Genomic DNA, 26,432 nt, shown 5'->3' on the forward strand with positions numbered 1-26,432 from the left:
GGTTGGTTTAGGAACTAATAAGGATTCCTACGAAGGTAATTTACCCATGTCCCGCAGCATTCGGTACGATAAAAAACCGAGTACGATCAGCACAATACCCAACGCGAGCCAGATGAGCAGATTACCAGGTCGTAAAATAACCCCGGTGTAGTCAGTAACCAGATAATTCGTTACGCGATTGGTACCAATAATGGGCAGGTTGGCGGGCAGATTTGCCCTGAACGGGGTCAGGTCATACGCGGGTGCGGGAATGTTATCCGACGAAAAACCGACATGGTAGGCTTTATCTGCCGTCAGATTCGCCAGCAGGTAAGCTGTTAGCTGGTAGGCCCGGACATCGCCGACCGGGAGTGGTGGGCTGTCTTTATTGGCAATAACGATGTACAGCTCTTTTGCTTTCATGCCGGGTAAATACACTACATTGCTATCTGCAGAACGCAGGTCAAACGAATGGACTACCTCAAACCGACTGGTTTTACGGCCGCGTTTTGATCGTTGGATAACAAACAGACCGACTTCGGCCCGCCGACGAAAAGGGGTGGCTGACGGGATCCAAAGCGTCAATTTATCGAACCGGGCGGGGTTGTTGCGGGTCAGGTGAATATACGTGTGCTTATCGCTACTGTCCCGCTGCGAAATGCGCAGGTCTGTAATAACCGAGTAGGTACCGGCTATAGTCGTTGGTCTATAATTGCCCACCTTTAAAATGTTCAGCGGGGCACTCAGCGAATCATTGATTTCCAGTCGGTAATACCCATAATCGCTCAGTGGGAAGTGGAGCAGTTTCGTGTCGGTTGTGTTTTGGCTGGTCTGTGCAGGGCCTAGCCAGATAGCATTGTCGATGGCGTACCAGTTCCGGGCATCGGCGCTCCCGCTCAGCCGGGCTTTTTTACCCACATTCGTATTTTTCAGGATAATCCCCAGCGAATTGATGCGGTCGTTGGTTTGGTTTCGTATAATCAGCGTTGTGGCTACATTAGGCTGCGATTTTTGGCTAATGATCTCATAATCAATAAAAGGAGCCGTCAGGGTGGGTTGCTGCCGCGTGAGCAGATACGGCACTTCCTGTTCCTGATTATCGTACAGCCGAATATCGGTCAGGTTGCTATTCAATCGGCCCAGTACATCGGGTGGTAGCAGAATCCGCTGGAACCCCGATTGCTGAACGGTATCGACGCTGGCCCGAAACCGGAACGACTGCGCCCGACTTACAAGTGAAATCAGCCAGAAGGCGGTCAGTAAAGAGAGGAGTTTAGTCATAGCTCGTCGGTAGCAGGTGGTAGCGTATTGTTGTCAAGAATCAGGCGTTTGATGCGCTGATACATGAACGAAATGATCAGCAGCAATGCGCCCAGTGAAATAAACGCGGCAATTCGCCCCCCTTCCGAAATACCCTCAAGGTCGTAGAAAAACAGCTTTACCAGCGTCAGCGCGAATAAACTGAGCGATAAAATACGGAACTGGCGGTTTCGGCGGGTAAGACCAGTGTACATGAAGGCAAACGCGCAAACACCCCACAAAATGGGAAGTCCTACTTTGGCGATTTGTTCCGTCAGGGCATCGTACCGGGCCGAAAAAATTGCTTTTTGGCCCGGTAAACTGGGTACTGAACTTCCCGAAAACTGAAAATAAACCACGTGCGAAAACAACTCTGAACTGGCTGTATACACTACTATAAAGCCCAGAAACCAGGGCCAGGCCTGCCTTATGAATGGTGATAGTGGTTCAAGTGCAGGTTTGAGTGCAGGAAGGAGAAGCAATAGACCGACCATACCCGCCAGACTAACGTAATGGATGTAAAAACCCGCTATTGCAGGCTCATTTCCGGTGAAGTAAGCCTGCAATAGTTCATGCAATGCCGGGTCGAACAGGGTTATATAGAATAGTATGACAAAAACGCTGAATATAATTGCCTGAATCAACCAGCTTCGAACCGCATAACGCCGGATAATTAGCAGCAGCACGAGGGTAAATGTCAATTGATAGGCTCCCTGTATAATGGTGCTGTTGGCCCCATATCCATAGGCAACCGTAGCCTGATAATCAACTTCGTTGTAACCGGCAAAATAGGCGACGATAACCATCAGATAGCCGACGATACGTCGATAAACGGGTACGGTTAACTGGCCAATCCAAAATTGGAAAGGTGCCTGCTGGCTGCGGAGAAGTCGAAAGGTCAGGATTAATCCGACTATGGCAATCGTACTGGTAACAAACGCTTTATTAAGGATAAGGGGTAGGGACGGAATGAGCCCGGTAATGTACAGATCCGACCAGTCCATTACTAGGCTAATGAGCATCAGGCCCAGTACCAGAACGGACCCTGCTGCCAGCAGATGCAGCCCCGACCGCTGTGCCAGCCAGAGCAGTAACACCGCTTCCAGTGCCCAGAACATAGTAATAAAATTACCATCCAACTGCACTGGAATAGTCAGACTAATAAAAGTAATGACCAGACCAATGAGTAAGTAAATCAGCGTTCGGTCAACCGCCTGTCGACGGTAGAGCAGGACGGCAATGCCAAAATTGACCACGGCTAATCCGGCTGTAAACAATCCCTGCCAGGCTCCCTGATTGACTTTTGCCAGAACGAGCATACCGGCAGCGAAATAAAAAGCTGTATTGCTCAGGAGCAAGGTGATTTCGATCGCCGAAAATTTCAGTTGATTTTTAAGGTTGTAGATCAGATTCATGGCCATGAAAACAACATAAAACCCCGTTGCAAACAGCAATGCTCCGGCATAGGGGGGCTGTGGCGTATTCAATACTTCGGTACCGAGCCAGGTGCCATAGAGTAATATCGTAAAGCCGTAAGCCACCCAATGGACCAGATGCCACTTCTTGAAATAAGCAAGTATCAGCATCCCGCTGTCTAAAATGAGCAGATAGCTGAACAGCACGATATAATTCCCCTCCCCGGTGCTGACCATGAACGGAGTGGAAAATCCGCCGATAAGTGACATAACGGCCAGTGCGACGCGGTTGTAGGCAATGGACAGCAGTATGGCAAAACCCGTAATAACGACCATGAGCAGAAAAGCTGCCGTTTGACTGAAAATTTTGTAATCAGAAAAAGCAATGGCGATGGTAAAATATAGCACCGACAGCCCCCCCGCTACCAGTACCGAACTAAAAGCCGTGAAAGTGGTCCGAAGGCGGTGCGCCAGCACCAGCAATAGCCCGCCCGCCAGTACACCAATCAACACGCGGCCAATTTCGTTGATCCAGTTCTGGTCGATGGCAAACTTGACGAAGTAGCCAATACCGGCCACCAGGATTATGATACCGATCTTATTGATCAGGTTTTCGCCAATAAATTTTTCCAGATCCGGATTCTCAGCCAGAAAACGCTGGAAGTAGGATGGCTTCGGCGGGGCCGGAATCATCGGTTGTGGAGCAGGGGCGTGGACTGGCTCCGGCTCAGCCACGGGGCTGATCGACTCCATCAGCACGGGTTCCGGCTCCGTTTCCGAAACGGGAGAACTAATGGGAGGCATGGGCTCCGCTACCAGTTCCTGTTCCGTAATGATGGTAACAGGCTGTTCGGATACAGGGGGAGGAGTAGCTCCGGAACGCAACTCCTTCTGAAAAGCCAGTAAGTCGGCCCGTAGTTGACTGATAATAGAATGCTGGAGGTTAACGGCTTCTTTAACCGCGTTGAATCGGTTGTTCCCGATAAGGACCAGAATAAGTACAATGACCAGTAGGGTAATTTCCATGATGCAGTGGCTAAGTGACAGGTTTTTAAGAGCTTAGGTAAACGTGACGGGCAAATATGCGAAAATGGGACAGGTTTATAATAACCTATTTATTAATGGGTAAACCAGCCCGCTTTCTGCCAATAAAGCCTCTGTTCCGGTTTTATCCGGTACGGAAATCGCGCAGCCCATTCGGAGGAAGAGAGGGGGGAATGATGCCGATGTTTTGTGCGATGGTGTATTTACTATCCCCAACTTATCCCGGCAGTTCCGTACTTTTGCGGCATGGAATCAGCCTTCGTAGAAGAAACCGACGAGTTACTAGTGCCTGCCATGGAAATACGCAAAAGTGATCGACTGCAATACCTGAAGTATGACATTCGTGGCCCCATCTACGAAAAATCACTTGAACTGGAAAGCCAGGGATATAAAATAATCAGTCTGAACATTGGGAATCCCGCTACGTTTGGCTTCGATGCACCCGACGAAATCGTTCATGACATCATCCTGAACATTCGCAATGCGCAGGGTTATTCCGATTCGCGGGGGCTGTTTTCGGCCCGGAAGGCAGTAATGCACCACACGCAGAACATTGGTTTGCCGGGGGTCGAAATCAACGACATCTACATCGGCAACGGCGTCAGCGAGTTGATTATGCTGTCTATGCAGGCGCTGCTCAACGAAGGTGACGAAGTGCTGGTGCCTTCACCCGATTATCCGCTCTGGACGGCTTCCGTGGCTTTCTGCGGAGGAAAACCCGTTCACTATGTTTGTGATGAAGCGGCCGACTGGAATCCCGATCTGGCCGATCTGGAACGGAAAATAACGGCCCGAACCCGCGCTATTGTCGTCATTAATCCGAATAACCCGACCGGAGCGGTGTATAATAAAGCCGTGCTGGAAGGTATTGCCAAACTGGCTGAGCGGCATAAACTCATCGTTTTTTCTGATGAGATTTACGACCGTATCGTCTATGACGAGGCTATTCATTACCCAATCGCTAAAATGATTTCGGATACGCTCTGTATTACGATGGGAGGCTTGTCCAAAAACTACCGGGCTGCTGGTTTCAGGGGAGGATGGATGATTTTGAGCGGGGCACGTCACCGGGCCAAATCGTACATAGAAGGGCTGACGTTGCTGGCCAGTATGCGGCTTTGTGCCAATGTGCCGACGCAGTACGCCATCCAGACCGCCCTAGGTGGTTATCAGAGTATTAATGATCTGGTGATGCCCGCGGGTCGGCTACACAAACAAATAATGCTGGCCTACGAGCGTATGACGGCCATTCCGGGGATCACGTGCGTAAAGCCCAGGGGCGCGCTGTATATTTTCCCGAAAATTGACCTAGGCCAGTTCAATCTGGTCGATGACGACGATTTTGTGCTCAATCTTCTAACGGAACAGAAGGTTCTGGTGGTAGCAGGCAATGGCTTCAACTACATTCAGAATGATCACTTCCGCATCGTCTGTCTGCCTAACGTCGATGAACTGACCGTGGCCATGGACCGAATCGAGCACTTTCTGGAGAGTCGGCGAAAGTAAAACAGGCTGTACGGTATAACGTTATCCTGTTTCTGAAACGTTTTTCTTCGTGTATTCGTTACTACGTTCCGCCCTGCAAAAAATAGAATCGGCAGAGAGATAACGCTGTTTTGACGCAGATAGGACGGATTGTCTTAGTGTTTACCCGGTGAGTACGTATCGCGCCCACTGCCTTTTTTTAGTATATACATGGAAGAAACAAAAGAAAATGTTCATCGCTCAGAAACGCAGAGCACCGAACGCATTGCCAATGATCTACCCCGGCGCGACGAGTTACTCCTAACCCCCGACGAACAACGGATTAAAGATGCGTTCCAGGATCATGACTGGAACGAAATAAAAACGGCCGACTCCTGGGTTATCTTCAAGGTAATGGCCGAGTTTGTAGAAGGATTCGATAAACTGGCCAAAATTGGACCCTGCGTCTCTATTTTTGGGTCGGCCCGTACCAAACCCGATAATCCATACTATAAAATGACCGAAGAAATTGCTGCCAAACTTGTGCGGCATGGCTACGGCGTTATTACCGGTGGCGGACCGGGTATTATGGAAGCGGGCAACAAAGGAGCCTTTGAGCAGGGGGGGAAATCAGTTGGGTTGAACATAAAACTACCCTTCGAGCAACATAGCAACATCTATATTGACCCCGATAAGAGCATCAACTTTGATTTCTTTTTTGTCCGCAAAGTGATGTTCGTTAAATACGCGCAGGGCTTCGTGGTGATGCCCGGCGGCATGGGTACGCTGGATGAGTTGTTTGAGGCTATGACGCTGATTCAGACCCGAAAAATTGCCCGCTTCCCTATCGTACTCGTTGGTCGGCAATACTGGCAGGGCCTGATCGACTGGATTACCAATGTTATGCTGGGCGAGCAGCATAACATCAATGAGGAAGACATGAAACTCATCAGCATTGTCGATACGCCTACCGAGGCCGTCAAGGTCATCGACGAGTTCTACAATAAGTACCTGTTGAAACCAAATTTCTGATTTTGAAGGATCGAAACGCAAAGACCCTCAATGGCTGGCCATTGAGGGTCTTTGCATGTATGGTCGAACGGTTGAAACTGTTGAAAGTAATCCGTGAAATGTAGCTTTTCACGCTATAGCGCACGGACTTATGTTTGAGCGTTACCCGGTTTTTTGCACGCATAACGCTCTAGTCGGGTGTCCGGCTCAACCGACCCCCATCAGCCTGGTCAATTTTAAACCGGCAGACCAAAAAGTGGCCTAAACCAGTTTGTTAGCTGGCATCCAGACGGTCATTTGTCGCCAGTGCTGCCTGCTGCTACGCCCGAATGATTTCGTCCTGCCTGCCTTTTCGGATGGGGACCGCCAGGCCAGTGATGTGGGCCCTGGAACGTGTACTCACCAACTTCTGCGCCAGATCGGCGGGGTCTTCGGACCTGGTATCGACCAAACCGGCTCGCGCTGGAGTAACAGATTCCGCAGAAATAAATCGCGTCCTGTCCGGGCATTACCCCCCAAATTCCTGAGCCCGATTCGCCGGAGACAGGCCGGTTGGTAACCAGGTAATCCATCAGCGGTATTTGACCATGGAAATAGGCAGATGCTTCTGCGTTTGGCCATTGATACTACCCGTATGCGTATTTTGATCGATAGGGAAATAATACATATACACACCTGGTAGTAGGAGGAATTCCCACGGGGAATTCCGTTCATTTTTCAATCAATGATATGACGAAAAACGGATTATCGGTACGCCGGAACTCGATATTACCCCCACACCCTGGCTGAATGTCACGGACCGCACCGGTATCGACAATTATACCGATAACCGCCTGGAGCGTTTTGCCCGGAACTCGGCTCTGCTCATTGTAACCATCGTTACCGGGTTGGTTTTCCTGAAAACATATTGGACTGAAACGGCATTTATTTACGGCTTTATTATCGTTTATCGGTGGCTGAACGCTTTCGCAAAGATTGGTGTGTATGCCATTGCCATGCAGTGCTGCTCAAAACTGATTTCGGCCAGTCAGTTTACCTTTTACATGACAATCGGCGCGCTTGGTTCGATGGTTGGGGCCACGCTGATTGGATCCATTAAAGAAAATGCCAGTTGGGAGCTGACGTTTTTTTCATTCGTCGGTATGCTGCTATTCGCCCTGCTGGTACTACGATTACTGAACATCGACCGGCAGGTAGCCCAAATGGCTGAACTGGATGAGGAAGAGGCCGAAAGTCAGGCATTGGTGCTCAGTTGATCCGGTGCCCTGTAAACCTCCCATATTCGGTTGGGTCCACCACCGTTTCGCCTGAACTTCTTCGGCTTTTCGATACTGGGCGGGCACAGGCGCGAAAAACAGACCGGGTCGTCGAGACCTGATTGAGCATCTACCGCTGGTAACTCGACGGTAGTTGCGTAGCCGGTTTTTCCGGTGGCGGAGGTAATCGCGTTCATGATTGTACTGGCATAAGCGTCCGGGCAATGGGTTTTGTGGCCAGCAGTTGCCGGATAGATGCCAAGTGAGCTAGTACAACTAAGGGAACCAGACAGGCGGGGAGCAGATTAAACGGAAAATAGCCAATGGCAATGTTAGGCTGCCCGAAAGCGAATTGCTGGAATGGGGTCGGGGCCGCTAGCAACCCGTTGATGGCTACGTTCACGACTAAGGCCAGGCAGATGAAATTCCAGGCGAGCAGCAGCGACTTGTGTACCCGCCCTTTAGCGAACCCCCAATAATAAACCAGCGGGGCCGTCAGACCGGAAAGAATATCAAAATTCCGGCCTTCAAACGTCATCAGTTCGGGAATGGCCCGGTGGGTAAACAGCCAGAACAGAACCAGTTCGACCGGGATGCGGATCACGTGGAAAAGTGTCAGCCGTTTGCCGTCGAGGCTATCGACAAAGCGTTTTCCGGTAGTGGTGTTGAACAGCGTAACGATGGTTAGCACGGGTGGCAGCAGCAGAAACGGAAAGCGGGGAGGTGCGGGGTCAACAGCCGTGTAAAAACCGGAAAGACCCAGCACCGACTGAATGATAATCCAGATCAGGAGACCAGCTAAAAACGGGCGGGTGTGGGGAGTGGCGCGGTAAAATAGCCAGACGGACACCAGTACGGTAAGTCCGAAAACGAGGTAGATGTAGAGCGGTAATTGTGCCATGGCGATGGTTGTTTATGACTCTGCAAAGGAACAGACCAGCCGGGCGGGACTACTTGATAAATGGCAAGAAATGAACGCTCATTTTCTCGAAAACTCCTTGCGAATGCGGCTCAGCGATGAGTCGGTAATGCCAAGGTAGGAGGCAATATGTTTCAGGGGCGCGTACTGCATCACTTCTCGTTGGGTCGCCAGTAAGTTGGCGTACCGGGCTTCGGCACTTTTGTTGATCAACTCCAGCGACCGCTGTTTGAAGGCCGCAAACGCTTTAACCAGCATCATGCGGCCAAATTCACGAAATTCGGGAGAGGAATGGAACAGCGTATTCAGCGTATCGAACGAGATGGAATAGCCACGGCAGGGGGTCAGTGCCTGTATGTTTTCGGTTGAGATCCGACGCATGAACAGCGACGAAACTTCAAAGACGCAGGTATTGCTGGCGTAGAAAAAGATGCTGACTTCGTTGCCATCCGTGTCGTGGGTAAAGGCCCGCATGCAACCCGATTCCAGATACAGGTACTCGTTGCTGATGGTTCCTTCGCGGAGAAAAAATTCGTTCTTCGCCAGCACCCGCTCGTCGAAATGCGCCACGATATGGGCTAATGCCGGTCCGGAAATGGGTATGTTGCTCTGGATGAACGCGATGAGTGCTTCTTTGGTCATGGTGTCTGTGCCGACATGGTTGTCGACAGCAAGGTACAAATAACGTAATCCGGCATCGTTATACTAGTGGTTGACGAGGTTTGATTGGCCAAAATTTGCTTTCTTCAAACAGATTAAAAGCTGGTTGAGTGAGCGATTTGAAGCTAAAAGCCGCGCTTCTGGGCCAACGTGATTGACTGCCTGACTGCGGATGGCACCATGGTCGTGTACGGAGCCGCCAGTGGCCAGTAGGGGCTGGTTCATTCGGACTATTTTGTCGACGAAAACCAGACCGTAACGGGCTTTAATCTGGCGTATTACATCCAGCACCAGACAGATCGCTGGCAGCGGGCGCTGGGGGCGGTAATCGGTCTGATGCTTAGGGGATCGTTTCAGCTAGCGCTGGCAGAAACGACCCCCTGGGCGTTTGCTTAGAAAAGTAATGCTACTTTACCCTGCGTCCGGCGCGACTCCATGTCGCGGTGGGCGGTCTGTACATCGTCAATCGAATAAGTTTGCAGGGGCAGTTTGAGTTTTCCCGCCTGCAGGTAACCAAACAATTGCCCTGCATACTCGCCAAATTTCGCCGTTTCGCCAAAGAGCGAATAGCCGCGCAGCCCCTGTAGCTGACCCACCAGCTGCTGGGCGGCCAGCATGGTTGGTTCACCACTGGCCGCGCCGAAAACGACCCCCGTTCCGCCGAAGGCCAGGGTTTTGAGTGCATCCGCGCCTACTTGTCCACCAATCGCGTCAAACGAGGCCGAGACTCCCTTTCCATTGGTGGCGTCGCGCACCTGCTGCACCCAGTCGGCATCGGCGTTCCCGTAACTCACGGCCACATCGGCTCCCAGGTCCAGCGCCTGCTGTTTCTTGTCGTCGCTGCCCACAGCCGCAATCACTTGTCTGCCTTCATTCTTACCAATCTGTACCAGCACTGAGCCAACACCCCCCGCAGCTGCCAGCACCAGCAACGAATCGTAGTGACCCGTACGGAACAGGCCCATGGCTGTCAGTCCCTGTACCAGTAGGGCGGTGGCTTCGGCGTCGCCCAATCCATCGGGCAACAAAATAGCCTGAGCCGCTGAGGCCACAGCGTATTCGGCATAGCCACCACTCGGTACCATGGCCATCACCCGTTGCCCTACGCTCAGGTTCGTGACGCCTTCGCCCAGACTTTCTACCCGACCGGCCACTTCGTAACCCGCCACGTAGGGTAGGGTGACGGGGAGGGGATAGGTGCCCTTTCGTTGCAGGATATCGGCGTAATTGACCCCGGCAGCGGCAACCTTAATCAATACCTCACCGGCCTTCGGTTCGGGTGCTGGTACATCAACCAACTGCAATACATCGGCTTCGCCGTGCTCGGTAAACTGAACTGCTTTCATGAGTCAATCTGGTTTTAATTAGAACTTTTTTTGTTACATTATCAGGTAAAATTTTAGGGAGCACAACTGTTTCGGAGCCGGTCGAGGGATTGATTCAGTACCTCGGCAATGGAATGGCGGCTCAGACTCTGCTTGAGAATATCGAGCGACTGGGCGAAAATCGGGTGCAGGGTCTGTTGAATGCTGTTGGCAATGGGACCGCAGCCCGGCCGGTTATCGCGCTGGGCCAGGGCGAAAAAATCCACCCGGTCGCCTTCAACTGCCAGAAATACGTCGAGTAATGATATGCTGGCTGCGGGCCGTTCCAGTTGGTACCCGCCGGTTTTACCCCGCAGGGAGGCCACCAGGCCGGCCGTGCGCAACTGAGCCAGCAACCGCCTGACAACGACCGGGTTGGTATCGAGAACCCCGGCCATTTCGTCGGAGGTGACCAGCGCGTTTACATTGCCCGCGTAACGCACGAATTTAATGACATATTCGGCCGGTGCCCCTGCGTTGCCGGGGTAAGCCAGATAAGTCATGATGTGAATCGCCGTCAGGAAATTGCTGTTCATACTGCGGTGGTTGATTGCTGATAAAATCGTATTGTAACAAAAATAGTTTCAATTAGGTGTTCAATATGAAAAAAACACAAAAGGCTGTTCATGAGCAGGTTGTAACGTCGTTAAACGATATGAACTGAACCGGCACACTTATCCCAAGGCTCCTGCCTGCCGTACAGCCATCACCCAGGGGCGTAAATCCAGATTGACCAGCAGTTGATGATCGGCGGGACTACCGGTAAACCCGTCGATACGGGCTACCGCATCCGTCCCCAACCGACCAGTTAGCCACGCGCGCAGCACGTCCAGCGTGAGCCGTTCCCCGGTCAGGGAATGCGCGCTGGCTTTTAGTTTCCGCTCGGCCGAGCGCAGGGCATAGCTCAGGTAGTCGGCATTGCCCAGGCGGGCGTGGAGCAGTAGGTTCGTCAGTCGGATTTGCGTAGCGAGCATTCCCGGAAGTGAGCGGACCGACCCCGCCAGCACCCGGTTGAGCCGTTGTAAAGCTGCCGATACGTTCCCCAGCCCAACGTCGAGCCGCACCAGCAGCAGTTCGAATTCGGTGCGGACGGGCAGGGCAAGCGGAGCCAGTCCGCGCTCAAAAGCGGGATTGTCGGCGAGGTGGGTTTGCCGGAGGGTAGCGGCATCAGCGTATTGACCCTGATCGATGGCAGACAGCATGGAATAGTATAGAACGGAATAGGGTACCGTCCGATTCAGGCCCTGCACCGGGGTGTCGATCAGCCGGAGCCGCTCAATGAAAAAAGGTATCTCGTCGTACTGTTTCAGCAGCCGAAGGTCGGTCAGAATGCCTTCCAGCAGCTGGACGTAATACAGCGGCTGTTCGGCCCATAGAGTGGAGTTATGCTGAAAGAGATCGTCCAGTTCGCGGTACACCCGCAAACTACCTGCCCCGTCGCCAATCATGCGGAAATAGGCCGATTGAAAATGCAGGTGCTGCTGTTGCATGGTAAACGACCGCATTGGTGGACCAGTTCGGTTCTGCCGGTTCAGCAACCGGTGCTCTTCCAGCAGCAGGTCGTTGAGTCGCAGTGTATCCGATGGGGTGCCCACCATACCCCGAGTCCGGTAACGGTGCAGCAGGGTTTCATACAGGGCGGCATGGTGCAGGGCTGTCTGGCTGCGTTCACTCTCCTGCGTAATGCGGGCGTGCAGGCTGGCCAGCGTCGGCTCATCTACACCATCGAACTGTAGACGCACCCACTGCTCCACCTGCTGCCGGGCGGCCAGCACCCCATACAGGCCGCGCTCGTACTGCCCGGCCAGCGACTGTGCTTTTTCCAACTGTTCCTGGCTGGCCTTCACCAGCCCCCGCTCGTATAGAATCTGGCTGTCCTGCAGGAGTTGCGCAATGCGGACGTCCACCCGTTTGTCCTGCTCGAACTGGCGCAGGCTCTGCATAAGTACCCGGTAGAGGTACTTACGGGCGGGTTCGAGGGTGGCACCGGGAAACTGCTGGGCCAGGTCGGTCGACAGGGTATCGCCCGTTGTTTCGTGGCGCAACAGGCAGTCGAACAGCCGCAGAAAGCCTCGGTCCGCCGGTCCGCCAGTGCGGTTCGGCTTGTCGCCTGCCTGTCGGCTGGCCAGTAACCGACAGTACCGTTTTTCGGATTTAGTCAGCGACTGAACAAGTGGATACAATACATCAATGGTCATGTAGGAATAGCTAAAATTTTTGATTAATAATGTGTTTTGCTCCTGAAAAGCTATTATTTCTCTAAATTAACGCAAATAGAAATAGCTACTGATTGAAAAACAGGCCTTTGTTGAATGCAAAAATTTAATAGGTTTGTTCTAAACTATTCCTGATCCTGTATGGGCTCTTCTGTATGCGTAATCGGTAGCTCTAATACCGACATGGTAATCAAAGCCGACAAGTTGCCCGCCCCCGGCGAAACGGTGATTGGTGGCACGTTTCTAATGAATCCTGGTGGCAAAGGGGCCAATCAGGCCGTGGCTGCTGCCCGGTTGGCAACTCCACTGCCCGGCTCCGGGCAGCAGGAGGCTACCGTCATCACGTTTGTGGCCAACGTGGGTAATGATGTGTTTGGCCGACAGGCCCGCCAGCAGTTCGAGCGCGAGGGTATACGGGGTGATTTTATTACGACCGATGCCGACGAACCCTCGGGCGTGGCCCTGATTGGGGTAGACGGGGGGGGCGAGAACTGCATCATGGTGGCCTCCGGGGCCAATGCCCGGCTGAATCAGTCTCAGGTAGCCAATGCCCTGGCTTCGATTGCCGAACCCAGCAATACGGTGGTGCTGCTTCAGTTGGAATCGCCCATGCCAACCGTGACCTATGCCATCCGGGCGTGCCACGAAAAGGGTATGCGAGTGGTACTGAACCCGGCTCCGGCGCAGGTCATTGACCCCGCTGTGCTGGCGTGCCTGTACGCCATTACGCCCAACGAAACCGAAGCCGAACTGCTCACCGGCATCCGCGTTACCGACGAAACCACCGCCCGGCAGGCCGCCCGGTCTCTGCACGATGCGGGCGTACCCAATGTGGTTATTACCCTCGGCTCACGTGGGGCCTACGTGTCTACAGACTCCGGCGCAGAAACGAAACTGGTGACGGCCCCGCCCGTAACGGCGGTTGATACCACGGCCGCCGGCGACTGTTTCAACGGGGCCCTGGCGGTGGCCTTAGCCGAAGGGCAACGTCTGTTTGAGGCCGTGGCCTTCGCCTGCAAAGCCGCTTCTATTTCCGTTACCCGCATGGGCGCGCAGGCATCACTCCCCCACCGCCACGAAGTCGAGGCCTTACCCTTATTGTCCAACTGAATCCTACTCTCCGAATAAAACCAATGAAACGAAGTTACTTAGTGCTCCCTCTGCTGGCGTTGCTGGCTTTTATTCCCGCGCCCCGACCGAACCTGAATCCGCCCGCTACGGTCACGATGGGCAAAGCCAAACTCCAGGACAAGATTAAAGGAGGCTGGGCCGGTCAGGTGATTGGCGTTACGTTTGGCGGCCCCACCGAATTCCGGTTCAACGGGACCATGATCAACGAGTATCAGCCTATTCCCTGGTATGACGGCTACATCAAGAAAACGATGGTCGAGAATTTTGGCCTGTACGACGACCTGTATATGGACCTGACGTTTGTGGATGTGTTCGAGAAAAAGGGCCTCGATGCACCCGTGAGTGAACACGCCAACGCTTTTGCCAAAGCTGACTATATGCTCTGGCACGCCAACCAGGCGGGTCGCTACAACATTCTCAACGGGATGAAAGCCCCGGAGTCGGGTCACTGGCTTAACAACCCCCATGCCGACGACATTGATTTTCAGATCGAAGCTGATTTTTCGGGGCTGATGGCGCCCGGTATGCCCAATACGGCCGTGCAGATCGGCGACCCTATCGGGCATATCATGAACTACGGCGATGGTTGGTATGGTGGGGTGTATGTGGGAGCTATGTACGCGCTGGCCTTCGTCAGCGATGATGTGAATTACATTGTACGCGAGGGGCTGAAAACCGTTCCCGCCCAGAGCACTTTTTACCAGTGCATTGCCGATGTTATCAAGTGGCACGATCAGTACCCGAACGACTGGAAACGCACCTGGTTTGAGGTGCAGCGCAAGTGGTCGGACGATATAGGTTGTCCGGAAGGGGTGTTTGCTACCTTTAACATTGATGCGAAAGTAAACGCGGCCTACATTGTCATGGGCCTGCTCTACGGCCAGGGGGACTACACCAAAACCATGCAGATCAGCACCCGTACCGGGCAGGATTCCGACTGTAATCCATCGTCGGCGGGCGGGATTCTGGGTACCATGCTGGGCTACGACAAAATTCCGGCTTACTGGAAGCTGGGCCTGAAAGAAGCCGAAGATATCGACTTCAAATACACCACCATGTCGCTCAACGATGTGTACGGTATCGGGATGAAGCACGCGCTTCAGGTAATTGAACGCAACGGCGGCAAGGTGACCGGCGATAAAGTGACCATTGCGCTACAAACTCCCAAACCCGTCCGGCTCGAACAAAGCTTTGCCGGTCATTTTCCAATTGAGAAGCGTGGCATCAACAAAGACCTGACTGACGAATACACCGCCAGTTTCGAGGGAAACGGCTTCGCTGTCATAGGTCAGGCGACGCCCAAAAACCAGACGAATGGTCGCTACGAGAGCGATTTCGCCTACACAATGGAGGTGTACGTTGATGGGCAGAAGATGGAAACGGTTACCCTGCCTGCCAGCTTCACCCGTCGTCGGCACGAATTGACCTGGAAATACCAGCTAACCCCCGGCAAGCATTCCGTTCGGCTCAAGGTGCTGAATCCCGATAAAGACTACACCCTGCGGCTACAGGCACTGCTCGTGTATAGCGACAAACCCATTCTGGCCCGCTACTAACCCCGCTGATCTATGTTTATTATCGAATCCTACGGTACGGCCGTCCTGTTTTGTATCGTTACCATGCTGTGCTGGGGATCATGGGCCAACACCCAGAAACTGGCTGCCGGTAGCTGGCGTTTTGAGTTGTTCTACTGGGATTACGTGCTGGGCATTGTAGCACTGGCGCTCGTACTGGCCCTGACGATGGGAAGCCTGGGCGAAGGTGGCCGCTCGTTCCTGGCCGATATCCGGCAAGCCGACCCGGCTAATCTGGGTTCGGCGCTGTGGGGTGGAGTACTTTTTAACGCGGCCAATATCCTATTGGGGGCTGCCATTGCCATTGCGGGCATGTCGGTGGCCTTTCCGGTGGGTATCGGGCTGGCGCTGGTGATTGGGGTGGTGGTTAACTACCTTAACGCCCCGGTGGGCAGTGCGGGCCTGCTGTTCAGTGGGATGGTGCTGATTGTGGTGGCCATTCTGCTGAACGCCGTGGCCTACCGCCGAACGAGCATTGCCAGTACTGGTTTATCTACGAAGGGCCTGCTGTTGTCGGTGGTGGCGGGCTGTCTGATGGGCCTGTTTTACGGCTATGTAGCCCAGTCGATGTTCCCGAATTTTGAGCAGCCCGAGCCCGGTAAACTCAGCCCCTACACCGCCGTGGTCTTTTTTGCGATAGGTATTCTGGGCAGTAACCTGCTGTTCAATACCCTGCTCATGCGTCGGCCGTTTGTGGGGGCACCGGTGAGCTATACCGACTATTTCCGGGGCAGCAGCCGCGACCACCTGACGGGGGTACTGGGCGGGATGATCTGGTGCCTGGGGATGTCGTTCAGCATTCTGGCATCCGACAAAGCGGGTCCGGCCATCAGTTACGGGCTGGGGCAGGGGGCCACCGTCGTAGCGGCTCTGTGGGGTATCTACGTCTGGAAAGAGTTTCGGGCCGCTCCTAAAGGGGTTAGTGCGCTGCTGAACGGCATGTTGCTCTGCTACATTGTCGGGATTGGCCTGTTGATCGTGGCCCGATGATAAATTATTGGCTTCGCTTTCAGGGATGCCCGCTGTTCATAACTTAGTGCCAATAGGCGGCTCACGGTCAAGGTCGGTTTATGCCACAGTTGACCGTGAGCCGCCTATCAGTGTCCTACGCCGGACAGTTTGCAAAACTGAAGAGAAAATGTCTGCCCTGTTTACTTAAAAGGGCGTTTCCTGACTCGGGTCAGCGTTGCCGAAATTGGTCATATTATTGGCCTTGCTTTTGAATACGCTACCTGCCGAGGGCGGTGCTTCAAAACTGCTCAGCCCATTAACATCGGGTGCAAAGCCCTGCGTGGCAACCGGTTCGAAGTAGGAGTCGAGGTCGCAGAATTTGGTGAACTTGTTGATAAAACGAAGCTGAATGGTGTCGAGCGAACCACTCCGGTTTTTAGCGATGATTACCTCGCCAATACCCGCCGTTGAATTACCGTTTTCGTCTTGTGTGATGTTATAATACTCCGGGCGATACAGGAAACAGACCATGTCGGCATCCTGCTCGATAGACCCCGATTCCCGTAAGTCGGAAAGCTGTGGTTTCTTATCGCCCCCCCGCGTTTCTACGGCCCGGCTCAACTGCGACAGCGCAATAACCGGCACGTTCAGTTCTTTCGCCAGGTTCTTGAGTGCCCTGGAAATAGACGCGATTTCCTGTTCGCGGTTACCACCCATCCGTCCCGACGTATCGCCCGACATAAGCTGGAGGTAGTCGATTACTACCATCTGAATATCGTGCTGGGCTTTCAGTCGGCGGCACTTGGCCCGTAGTTCCAGAATGGATAGGGCGGGAGTATCGTCAATGAAAATAGGGGCTTCGGTGAGCCGCTGAATTTTGTGGTGCAACTGAGTCCACTCGTGTGGGGCCAGCGTTCCTTTCCGGATTTTTTCGGAGTCAATCTCCGCTTCGGCCGCAATAAGTCGGTTAACCAACTGCACAGACGACATCTCCAGCGAGAAAATAGCCACCGGTTTACCATGGTCGACGGCCGCATTGCGAAGGGCGCTAACGACAAAGGCTGTATTATGCGTTACGGTCATGTCTTCGAGCAGGAACAAACTGTTTCCGTCGATGGTGAAGCCGTAATAATCATCCACCTTGTCAGCTTCGACGCTAATGCCGGTGACCCGCCAATCAGCACGGGCTTTGAGTGGTCGTGCTTTCTTTCGCTCAATTCGTACAGGAATAGAATCCAGATTGCCGAAGATACGCAGACGGTACACGGTTGAAATGTAACCCCGCGACGTAATGACGGCCTGTTTTTCTTTCAGTGAGCACTTAAATCCTAGTGTATCACAGAGGTACTTTAGCTGTTCAGCCAGTTCTTTGTTCTTCTGCGTAATCTCGTAGCAATTGAACGCTTCCTGATAATGGCCATCACTGTCTATCAGGCCCGCCAACAGTTTCAGCCGGTTTTCAGTAGAATTTATGAGGTATGATGTTGGGATATGCTTGTTTTCGATGACTGACAAGCCTCTCAGCTGTTCCTGAATATTAAACACAAAAGGTCGGTTTCCCCATTGGGCACCCCCGCGTTTCCCCGACGTAATAGCATAGTTAGCTGTACGGTTTTCCTGTTGGTAGGTAACCATTTTCAGGCCCAGATCATCAGCATAGGATTGGAGATAGTCAACTACTTCGGTGTCGGTATTGGTAATACGCGAACTGTAAGCATGACCATCACCCAGCCACAACCCAACAAAGTACGGGTCCAGTGGAACGGACCGGACTGGAAATTCAATCGCTACTTTATACCCCTTATAATTAGTTTTAAACTTGTCGGCTTTTATTAGGTAGTCACGGACGCTGATGTTCAGCACGTCGCCTTTTTTGTGTGGTCCTTCGGTACGTGACCGTTTCAACGACAATATATGGCTCTCGTTAACCCGATAGTCAATGCCTTTATTTTGTCGTATCCAGTACATCTGCTCACGGCCTCGTGCAATAGACAACACCCGGCGGGGCGTTGAGTCGTCACCCATCAGCAAATCACCTTCACGAATGTCTTCTACTTTTCGAAGTGAGCCGTCGAACATGACGACTTTTGTACCTTTTCCGAGGCACTTGCCCATGGCTGGCCTTGCCGCCAAAATAATCAATTCGGTAGGCTGCCAGCCCGACGTTACCCGGTCCAGGTTGGTGAAGCCGGATGGTACACCCGTTAGTCCTTCCTGGTTCTTCTTGGTTTCGAGTTCGTTGAGTGCCATCCGAACGATGGTACTCATGTCGGCGTAATTCTTCTTGATGTTCGATTCTGAAATCTTGAAGAGCGATTGCTCCGTCCGGTCGAGGAGTTCAAACACATCGGTGGTGTCTTCGTACGCATCCCGCAGGATGGTAGACGACATGGCGATGAGTGCCCGTTTGAGGGCCTGCTCCGACACAATCCGGGCGTGGTACTCGATGTTGGCCGCCGAGTTGACCCGAAACGTTAGCTCTGCTACGAAGCCACCGCCACCAACCAGTTCAATTTCGCCGGTTTGCCGGAGTTTGTTGGTAACGGTTAGTAAGTCAATGGGGTCGGAGTTACCAAAGAGCGTCAGGATGGCATTATAAATTCGCTGGTGTGCTTCTTTGTAAAATGTCTCCGGCTTTAGAATATCGACTACCGACGATAGGGCATCTTTCTCAATCATCAGCGCTCCCAGCACCGCTTCTTCCAGGTCGAGGGCCTGGGGAGGGAGCTTGCCAAGGCCCGTATCGAGCCAGTGGTTACCAGCCTGCTGACGACCGCCGGCAAAGGCAGATGGTTTCCGAAGGTGTTGATTTGGGCGTGCGTTATTCTCCATTGTCTTACTGCAAGTTTACGCAATCATCCCCCATAAGCCAAGTCCGCTAAAACGACGTATACCGATCAGGACAAGGAAAATTTACGTAACATTCTGGTAATGTTGTTGCTACAACATCGAAAAAAAAACGTTTTTTTTAGGCAACGGAAGAGGGGTAAATTGTCGTATTAATTACGGAAGCCTGACAGTGAACTGTGTGTCAGCAAGATAGATATTTATTGCCATTAAATACCCGTTTTGTGCCAGAAAGTAGTAACCGGCACGGAAAATAAGGAAAGGAATAATTTTTTCACCAAACACGTTGTAGAAGCAAAGAAATCGCTTACTTTTCGGAAATACACACGTTAAACTATTCATCGTTTGGTCGAAAAAGTTATTACCCTCGACAATGTATCGCTCATTGATTTTCTGGGCGTAGAGAACCACAATATAAAAGAGGTGGCGGCTGCGTTTCCCATGAGCAAGATTATCTCGCGTGGCAACGAGATACGGATTAAGGGCACAACGCCGGAGATCAGCCGAATCAGCGAGATCCTGGAATCGCTGATGGCGCATTATCAGAAATACGGTAAACTAACCCAGGAAACCATTCAAACCTACATCAGCAATAGCGGCCAACCGGTTAACGGCAACGGCACGCCACCGGTGGTGCCTAATGACGATGAGGTGCTGGTGTACGGGAACCGGGGTGTGGTGGTTCGGGCACGGACCGACAACCAGAAACGGCTGGTAGAAGCAGCCGAAAAATACGACCTGGTATTTGCCGTTGGCCCGGCAGGAACGGGTAAAACCTATACGGCGGTCGCTATTGCCGTACGGGCGTTGAAAAACAAAGAGGTTAAGAAAATTATCATTACGCGTCCGGCGGTGGAAGCCGGAGAAAATCTGGGCTTTTTGCCGGGCGATCTGAAAGAGAAAATCGATCCCTATCTGCGCCCGATTTATGATGCACTCGACGATATGGTTCCGGCGGAGAAACTAAAGTTTTACACCGAAAATCGCATCATCGAGATAGCCCCCCTTGCCTACATGCGGGGGCGCACGCTGAACAATGCCTTTATTCTGCTCGACGAGGCACAGAACACAACATCCATGCAGATGAAGATGTTTCTGACCCGGATGGGACCAACATCGAAGGCCATCATCACCGGCGATCGGTCGCAGATTGACCTGCCCAACCGGCAGAAATCCGGTTTGGTTGAGTCGGTCGATATTTTGAAAAACATCAAAGGAATTGCCTTTGTGGAACTGGATGGTCGTGACGTAGTGCGCCACCGCCTGGTTCGGGAAATTATTACGGCGTATGATAAAGCAGGGCAATAAGAGCCTGATTACTAAAAAACGAACCGGCTGGCTGTGGCTGGCCGGTTCACTTATTTGTTTACTGACCTCCGCGGCCAACGCCCAATCTACCCCGGACTCCCTGGTCAACCGCTGTGGCGTTATGGACCATGAGCGTATCCTGCAGCAACGCAATCCGGATCGGCTCCGTCAACTCAATGAGCTGAATAACCAGATCGACCAGTATCTGGAGAAACAGCAATCGCTCCGCCAGCCTGCCGCCAACGTGATCTACCGTATTCCCATCGTGGTACACGTAGTACACAATAATGCGTCTAACACCATTGGCGGTGTGAATAACGTAAACATTTCCGATGCCCAGATTTTGTCTCAGATTCAAGTACTGAATGAGGACTACCGTCGTCTGCCCGGTACCAACGGATACAATACCAGTCCCATCGGGGCTGATGCCCAGATCGAGTTTTATCTGGCTACCGCTGATCCCAACGGGCAGCCTACCACGGGTATTACCCGTCATTATTATGCCCAGAAATCGTCGTTCAGTATTTTTGATGACGACTTGCTGCTGTCGCAGATTGTTTACTGGCCCAGTGATAGGTATCTGAATATCTGGGTTACCAGCATTCAGGACAACTATCTGGGCTACACGCAGTTTCCAACGGCAACCGACACGTTAAAAGGATTGCCTCCCAGAACGAATGATTTGACCGATGGGTCGATCATTGACTACCGGGTTTTTGGTCGGCAAACGGGCACAGTAAACCGGTCTCTCTATCTGCTGGGCCGCACCGTAACGCACGAAATCGGGCACTGGCTGGGTCTTATTCACCCTTGGGGCGATGCGAATTGTGGTAACGATTACGTAGCTGATACGCCCCCGATGGCGGATGGGTCAACGGCGCAGCAGTCCTGTCGGCAAACTTTTTCCAACTGCGATGGGAAAGGACAGGTGCGCGATTTGATGGAGAATTACATGAACTACTGGCCCGATGCCTGCATGAATATGTTCACATCCGGGCAAGTAGCCCGGATGCGGGCTGTATTGGTGCTTAACGCACGCCGGGCTAAAGTAGTCAGTACTAGTGCCTCTTTGCCCGGATCGGAGAACCTGACTATTGCCGTCTATCCCAATCCTGCCAGCAGTGATCCGGCGGTCGATGTGCAATTGAAAGGAACGCAGTCATTCAGCGTTGGTCTGCTCGATATGGCTGGTCGGCAGTTGCGAACCCTTTCCTACACCGATGTGCCAAGTACGCGAGTTATACTGCCTGTAACTGGACTGTCCCCCGGATTGTATATTGTCCGGGTGAAAACCGGCAGCGAAACAGTCAGCAAACGGTTGCTGGTGCAGTGAATAATTAGTTTGATGTTTGTAGTTCAGTGTTTCCGGTTTGCTACAGGATAGTCAAATTGTAAACGACAGACGACAAACCACCAACAGTAAATGATCATGATTTCAGTTCTCCCTATTGCTACCCCTGCCGACCTTGAAACTGCCTTTACCATTCGCCGAAAGGTGTTTGTGGAGGAACAACGGGTTGATGCCCGGGAAGAGTACGACGAATTCGAGGATAGCAGCACTCATTTCCTAGCGTATAAAGATGATGTTCCCTGTGGTACAGCCCGGTGGCGACGCACATCGAACGGGATAAAGATGGAGCGTTTTGCGGTGTTGGCGGATTATCGGGGAATGGGCGTAGGCAAGGCATTGGTAAAGGCGGTGCTGGATGATGTGTTCAGTCAGCAGCCGGAGCCTATCCAAAGTATCTATCTGCACGCCCAGCTACTGGCCATGCCGTTGTATGCCGGTTTTGGCTTTGTTGCTGTCGGTCATATGTTTGAAGAAGCGGGTATCCAGCACTACAAAATGGTGCTGCCGGGTTCGGCTTACACAACCGAATGAAAGGTGCCCCGTTTGTGCGCTATGTGGCCGCTCTGATTAGCGGCATCCTTCTGTACGTGCTGAAACCTGACTGGGTTGTTTTACCCTTAGGCTGTCTGGGCGCTGGCTTTGTACTGCTGGTCTGGAGTTTTGCCCGTAGTGCCGGACGGGTTATCAAACCCATACAGCGAAAAGCGGGAATCGGTAGCCTGCTCATCCTGCTGGGACTGGGCTGGTTTATCACCTGGCAGCGAACCGATAGTAACCGACCTGATCACATCAGCCACCTGACCGATACGTTACGAGGGTACGAAGGCGTAGTAGCGGCTCAGCCCGAAGAACGGGCAAAAACCTACCGGGTCGAACTGGAAATTCGCCGGGCCAGGTGGGCACATCAGGATTTCCCGAATCAGCACAAAACGAATAACGAAGCATGGCAACCACTCCGTGGCCGGGTCATTATCTATCTGGACAAAGCCAGCCAGTCCGATTCCGTTACACCCCGGCCGGTTTACGGTGAAGTATGGCTGGTATCGGGTGCTCCCCGCCCGATTGATCCCCCGCTCAACCCCGACGAGTTCAACTACAAACGCTACCTGAGTTACCGAAACATTGGGTATCAGCAATACCTGCGCCCTTTTCAACGGTATGTTCTGGGCGTTGATCCCCCCAATCCCATCACCAATGTTGCTGCCAGCGTAAACCGCTGGGCCGATAGTGTGTTTACGCAGCAGGTAGGGAGCCGCGCCGAGTATGCCCTTGTCAACGCTATGATTCTGGGCGTTCGGGATGATCTGGACGCCGAAATATACCGGGCTTATTCAACAGCCGGCGCTGTTCATATTCTATCCGTGTCGGGTCTGCATGTAGGCATCCTGTTTCAGGTGCTCACGGTTCTGCTGGGGTTTCTGGCCAAAGGGCGGGGTGGAAAACTAGTGATGGCCGGGTTGCAACTCACAATTCTGTGGTTTTATGCCCTCGTTACGGGCTTCTCACCCCCGGTGCTTCGCTCAGCAGGGATGTTTACGATGGTTATTCTGGCCCAGGCACTGGGTCGGCAGCAACAGATACCGAATACCCTGGGGGCATCGGCCTTTTTCATTCTTTGTTTCGATCCCTACGCGCTGTTTTCGGCTGGTTTTCAGTTGTCGTATCTGGCCGTTGCGGGCATCACTGCCTGGCACGCGCCCCTGTATCAGTCCATTACATTTCGGAACAGATGGGCTAACCGGCTCTGGGAGTTAACCGCTGTGGCGCTGGTGGCTCAATTGATTACGTTTCCGGTGGGCGTATTTTACTTTCATCAGTTTCCCACGTATTTCCTGCTTTCCAATCCCGTCGTTATTGTCCTGTCGGAATTATTGCTACCGCTGGCGATGGCAGCCCTGGCCCTGTGCTGGATTCCTTATCTGCGCGATGTGCTGGGCTGGCTACTGCAAAAAACGGCCTGGCTGCTCAACGAGTCGGTGATGCAGACCAGCCAACTGCCCGGAGCCGCCTGGGATGGTCTCTGGCTTTCGCCAATAGCCCTGCTGCTGATCTATACGCTTATTTTATGCGGAGTGGCGCTACTGCTAACCCGCAATCGGGTTTATCTGTGGGCTACCTGCCTGACATCGGTTCTGCTGGCGGGTATAACCCTTTGGGGCGATTATAGTCAGGTACACCAGCAACGACTGGCTGTCCATTTCCTGCCGCATCGAACGGCGGTGAGCCTGACCAGTGGGCACCGGAGTACGCTACTGACTGACCTCGACTCGACCGATAGCCGCTCCTTCGACTTCTACCTGAAAAATACTTTTGGGATTTGGGGCGTTTCATCGCTGACATTGACCCGCATGAAGCGAGCCAGCGATTCGACGCATGCCCGCCAACCTATGCCCGCTTTCTACCAGACCCCAGCCTATACTCTTTGGGTATGGCAGGGCAAAACGCTGCTGCTGGTGAACAAACTGTCCGGCCGAAATCGCTGGCGATTACCCGCTATTGTCGACTATCTGGTTATTCGCCGGAATGCGCTGTACGATTGGGAGCAGTTGAACGGGCGCGTTGTAGCCCGGCACATTATCTTCGACGATTCCAACAAAACACCCCTGACGGACAGGCTGCTGGCTGAAGCAAAAAAGAAGGGTATATCGTGCTATTCCGTCCGGCAGATGGGTGCGTATCTGGCTGAACTGGAGTAAGTGAGACAGGGAAGGAGGGAGTTGCCTAATTGGCAGCTGCTTTGTTCAGGGAATCCTTTTTAGGTCCTGGTGGCCGGAAACCACCGATCTCCTTCTGCATATCGTCCTTTTTGGACTGGTACAGGCCCCACTGCTCCGGGGTGAGAATAGGCTTTATTTTCTCCTCTTTCTCCTCATTGAACATCAACATCACTTCCCGAACCTGTTTGATGACTTCGGGGGAAGGGCGGCCGGTTTCCTTGCCAATTATATCTTTAATGGCATCCTGCTGCTGGCTGGCATACTCATTATTGAGGTGTTTGAGGTCCTTGAACTGCTCCTTACTGAGCGACAGGTTGTCTTTCATCCATTTCGTTTCCTTCTGAGCCATGTCGCCGGCAATGTTAGGCACCGAGGCTCTGGGCGGACTGCTTGGCATCTGACTCATACCACCCATCCGGCGTCCACTCATGCCGCCATACCCCCCTCCGTAACCTCCATACTGACCAAAGCTGAGCGAACTCAACAGCAGCCCGCTCATCAGGCATAAACAAAAAATCAGGGTTTGGCGAACAGGCAAATTCATGAGTAAATGATACGGGTTGGTCTGTAGTTTTTGAACGAACAATGCGCTATCGGGTAGGTGATTTATCCGGTTTCCGAACGCGAACGCGCATCTGAGGGCTTTCGCCGTCAGGTACGATAACAATGATATTGTTGGTTATTGTTTCGCCTTTTTCAAGCAGGTGCCCAACTGGTAGTGAATCGGTCGTTTTTGCCGCCACTACATCGCCGGGGCTGGATTTAGCCGATGCTTCGTAGGGAGTAGATGCGGGTCTGGCGCGAACCGCTATAGTTTTGGAGGTCAACTTGGCCCCCGTGGCGTTCAGACAGTCGAAATGAGCCAGCAAATCCTGATCGCGGGTACCGAAAGAGGTTTGCCGGGGATTGAACACTTTCGAATTTCCACTCCTGTTGGTCACATAGACTATCAGTTCATAGCGTTTGAAGGTACCTAAGTTGATAAAGTCTTTTGTGCATTCATTGCGCACTGAATACCCATATTCGATACCGTCGATCTCAACTGGTTTGTTGCCAGGAATTTCATAAATGGACTGAGCGATTGATGGAAAAACCAGGCCAACACTCAGCAACAATAGCAGGCAAACCGAACGATTAGTCATAATCAGGTAAGGGAAAATAGGTATAGTCCGAAATTTAGAAAAAAACCAGAATATATTGGCGGTTATTGTCAGAAAAGTGCTAAACTTTTATTCGATACACGCCGTTGCACCTGTATGGAGACGCTCGAAAAAATTCGTAAAGCTTATACAGAGTACGTACTTGAAAACGGAAAACAACCCACGTCTATTTTTCAGTTTGCCAAAAAACTGAAAATGGCCGAAGCGGATTTTTACACCCATTATGCCTCTTTCGAGGCCATTGAAGCCGACATATGGCTGACGTTTTTTACGGAAGCCATGGCCACTGTGGAAGCCGATGAAACCTACCAGGGTTATTCCGTTCGGGAGAAGTTGCTGGCTTTCTATTACACCTGGATTGAGCTGCTAAAGGCGCAACGGAGTTTTGTCGTATACAGCTTTGGTCAGCTGCGGGAAGCGCAGTTAAACCGCCGGTCGCAGGGGCTGGGTCGGATGGCGCAGTCATCGTCTAAAGTGATGAGCCTGTTCAAGGAATCATTCTTCGATTATGCCCGCGATTTGCTGGCCGAGGGGCGCGAAAGTAAAGAAGTGGAACCCCGCCCGTTTGTAACCGACCGTTACCCGAATGCGCTCTGGGGACAGACGCTCTATCTGCTTGATTTCTGGGTGCGCGATGTCAGTAAGAACTTCGAAAAAACGGACTCCGCCATCGAGAAGTCAGTCAATACTACCTTCGACCTCATTGGCCGGTCGCCCTTGGATACCCTGTTCGACTTCGCCAAATTTATGTACCAAAATAAATGAG

General features: G+C 52.5%; 23 protein-coding genes. 11 read left to right on the top strand and 12 right to left on the bottom strand.

The window, feature by feature from the left end; translation table 11 throughout:
- Positions 1–27: 27 nt before the first annotated feature.
- Entirely contained in the window at positions 28–1,260 is a 1,233-nt protein-coding gene (locus B157_RS0115370) for a hypothetical protein (protein ID WP_020604189.1), read from the bottom strand.
- Positions 1,257–3,719, bottom strand: a complete 2,463-nt coding sequence (locus B157_RS0115375; RefSeq protein ID WP_020604190.1) for a DUF2339 domain-containing protein — start codon at positions 3,717–3,719, stop codon at positions 1,257–1,259. The genes B157_RS0115370 and B157_RS0115375 overlap by 4 nt, the downstream gene beginning before the upstream one ends.
- A 312-nt stretch (positions 3,720–4,031) precedes the next feature.
- Between B157_RS0115375 and B157_RS0115380 the strand changes: the two genes are divergently transcribed.
- Positions 4,032–5,243, top strand: coding sequence for a pyridoxal phosphate-dependent aminotransferase (locus tag B157_RS0115380; RefSeq protein ID WP_026308725.1), 1,212 nt, complete (start codon positions 4,032–4,034; stop codon positions 5,241–5,243).
- A 189-nt stretch (positions 5,244–5,432) separates the two neighbouring features.
- Positions 5,433–6,233, top strand: a complete 801-nt coding sequence (locus tag B157_RS0115385) for an LOG family protein (RefSeq protein WP_020604192.1) — start codon at positions 5,433–5,435, stop codon at positions 6,231–6,233.
- A gap of 298 nt (positions 6,234–6,531) precedes the next feature.
- Here the strand turns inward: B157_RS0115385 and B157_RS40095 are convergent, their stop codons facing one another.
- On the bottom strand, positions 6,532–6,663 hold the full coding sequence (locus tag B157_RS40095; RefSeq protein WP_281168471.1) for a hypothetical protein: 132 nt from the start codon (positions 6,661–6,663) through the stop codon (positions 6,532–6,534).
- A gap of 436 nt (positions 6,664–7,099) precedes the next feature.
- Here B157_RS40095 and B157_RS0115390 point away from each other — a divergent pair, with 436 nt between their 5' ends.
- Complete coding sequence (locus tag B157_RS0115390; protein ID WP_020604194.1) at positions 7,100–7,468, top strand: hypothetical protein; 369 nt, start codon at positions 7,100–7,102, stop codon at positions 7,466–7,468.
- Here the strand turns inward: B157_RS0115390 and B157_RS0115395 are convergent.
- The 6 genes from B157_RS0115395 to B157_RS0115420 all read right to left on the bottom strand — a co-directional run bounded on the left by B157_RS0115395 (position 7,447) and on the right by B157_RS0115420 (position 12,609).
- Positions 7,447–7,665 carry a hypothetical protein gene (locus tag B157_RS0115395; protein WP_020604195.1) on the bottom strand — a complete coding sequence of 73 codons (219 nt, stop codon included), beginning with the start codon at positions 7,663–7,665 and terminating at the stop codon, positions 7,447–7,449. The two genes, B157_RS0115390 and B157_RS0115395, sit on opposite strands and share 22 nt — an antisense overlap.
- A complete protein-coding gene (locus B157_RS0115400; protein ID WP_020604196.1) occupies positions 7,662–8,369 on the bottom strand; it encodes a hypothetical protein in 708 nt (235 codons plus the stop codon). Before B157_RS0115400 ends, B157_RS0115395 begins: the two co-directional genes overlap by 4 nt.
- Positions 8,370–8,447: 78 nt before the next feature.
- Positions 8,448–9,029 (bottom strand): Crp/Fnr family transcriptional regulator, encoded by a 582-nt coding sequence (locus tag B157_RS0115405; RefSeq protein WP_020604197.1) that lies wholly within the window; start codon positions 9,027–9,029, stop codon positions 8,448–8,450.
- A gap of 410 nt (positions 9,030–9,439) precedes the next feature.
- A complete protein-coding gene (locus B157_RS0115410) occupies positions 9,440–10,393 on the bottom strand; it encodes a quinone oxidoreductase family protein (protein WP_020604198.1) in 954 nt (317 codons plus the stop codon).
- 53 nt (positions 10,394–10,446) lie between these two features.
- Positions 10,447–10,947 carry an Rrf2 family transcriptional regulator gene (locus B157_RS35465; protein WP_020604199.1) on the bottom strand — a complete coding sequence of 167 codons (501 nt, stop codon included), beginning with the start codon at positions 10,945–10,947 and terminating at the stop codon, positions 10,447–10,449.
- Positions 10,948–11,085: 138 nt separating this feature from the next.
- On the bottom strand, positions 11,086–12,609 hold the full coding sequence (locus B157_RS0115420; RefSeq protein ID WP_020604200.1) for a hypothetical protein: 1,524 nt from the start codon (positions 12,607–12,609) through the stop codon (positions 11,086–11,088).
- Between the two features lie 159 nt (positions 12,610–12,768).
- Here B157_RS0115420 and rbsK point away from each other — a divergent pair, with 159 nt between their 5' ends.
- The 3 genes from rbsK to B157_RS0115435 are packed head-to-tail and all read left to right on the top strand — an operon-like array spanning position 12,769 to position 16,322.
- Positions 12,769–13,737, top strand: a complete 969-nt coding sequence (gene rbsK, locus B157_RS0115425; protein ID WP_026308726.1) for a ribokinase — start codon at positions 12,769–12,771, stop codon at positions 13,735–13,737.
- 23 nt (positions 13,738–13,760) lie between these two features.
- A complete protein-coding gene (locus B157_RS0115430; RefSeq protein WP_020604202.1) occupies positions 13,761–15,314 on the top strand; it encodes an ADP-ribosylglycohydrolase family protein in 1,554 nt (517 codons plus the stop codon).
- Positions 15,315–15,326: 12 nt separating this feature from the next.
- Entirely contained in the window at positions 15,327–16,322 is a 996-nt protein-coding gene (locus B157_RS0115435; protein WP_020604203.1) for a GRP family sugar transporter, read from the top strand.
- 165 nt (positions 16,323–16,487) lie between these two features.
- Here B157_RS0115435 and dnaB read toward each other — a convergent pair whose 3' ends face one another.
- Positions 16,488–19,115 carry a replicative DNA helicase gene (gene dnaB, locus B157_RS0115440; RefSeq protein ID WP_020604204.1) on the bottom strand — a complete coding sequence of 876 codons (2,628 nt, stop codon included), beginning with the start codon at positions 19,113–19,115 and terminating at the stop codon, positions 16,488–16,490.
- Between the two features lie 360 nt (positions 19,116–19,475).
- Between dnaB and B157_RS0115450 the strand changes: the two genes are divergently transcribed.
- From B157_RS0115450 to B157_RS0115465, 4 genes are all read left to right on the top strand, one after another.
- Positions 19,476–20,438: a PhoH family protein gene (locus B157_RS0115450; RefSeq protein WP_020604206.1), complete on the top strand. Its 963-nt coding sequence runs from the start codon at positions 19,476–19,478 to the stop codon at positions 20,436–20,438.
- The gene (locus B157_RS0115455; protein WP_020604207.1) at positions 20,419–21,771 is read left to right on the top strand and encodes a M43 family zinc metalloprotease; all 1,353 of its coding nucleotides are present in this window, start codon (positions 20,419–20,421) and stop codon (positions 21,769–21,771) included. Before B157_RS0115450 ends, B157_RS0115455 begins: the two co-directional genes overlap by 20 nt.
- Positions 21,772–21,867: 96 nt before the next feature.
- Entirely contained in the window at positions 21,868–22,320 is a 453-nt protein-coding gene (locus tag B157_RS0115460; RefSeq protein WP_041952133.1) for a GNAT family N-acetyltransferase, read from the top strand.
- Positions 22,317–24,485, top strand: coding sequence for a ComEC/Rec2 family competence protein (locus B157_RS0115465; protein WP_020604209.1), 2,169 nt, complete (start codon positions 22,317–22,319; stop codon positions 24,483–24,485). The genes B157_RS0115460 and B157_RS0115465 overlap by 4 nt, the downstream gene beginning before the upstream one ends.
- Positions 24,486–24,510: 25 nt before the next feature.
- Here the strand turns inward: B157_RS0115465 and B157_RS0115470 are convergent, their stop codons facing one another.
- Positions 24,511–25,050: a hypothetical protein gene (locus B157_RS0115470; RefSeq protein ID WP_041952134.1), complete on the bottom strand. Its 540-nt coding sequence runs from the start codon at positions 25,048–25,050 to the stop codon at positions 24,511–24,513.
- Between the two features lie 46 nt (positions 25,051–25,096).
- Positions 25,097–25,648 (bottom strand): hypothetical protein, encoded by a 552-nt coding sequence (locus B157_RS0115475; protein ID WP_041952128.1) that lies wholly within the window; start codon positions 25,646–25,648, stop codon positions 25,097–25,099.
- A gap of 114 nt (positions 25,649–25,762) precedes the next feature.
- Between B157_RS0115475 and B157_RS0115480 the strand changes: the two genes are divergently transcribed.
- Entirely contained in the window at positions 25,763–26,431 is a 669-nt protein-coding gene (locus B157_RS0115480; protein WP_020604212.1) for a TetR/AcrR family transcriptional regulator, read from the top strand.
- Position 26,432 lies beyond the last annotated feature (1 nt).

The organism is Spirosoma spitsbergense DSM 19989 (assembly GCF_000374085.1).
GTDB lineage: Bacteria > Bacteroidota > Bacteroidia > Cytophagales > Spirosomataceae > Spirosoma > Spirosoma spitsbergense.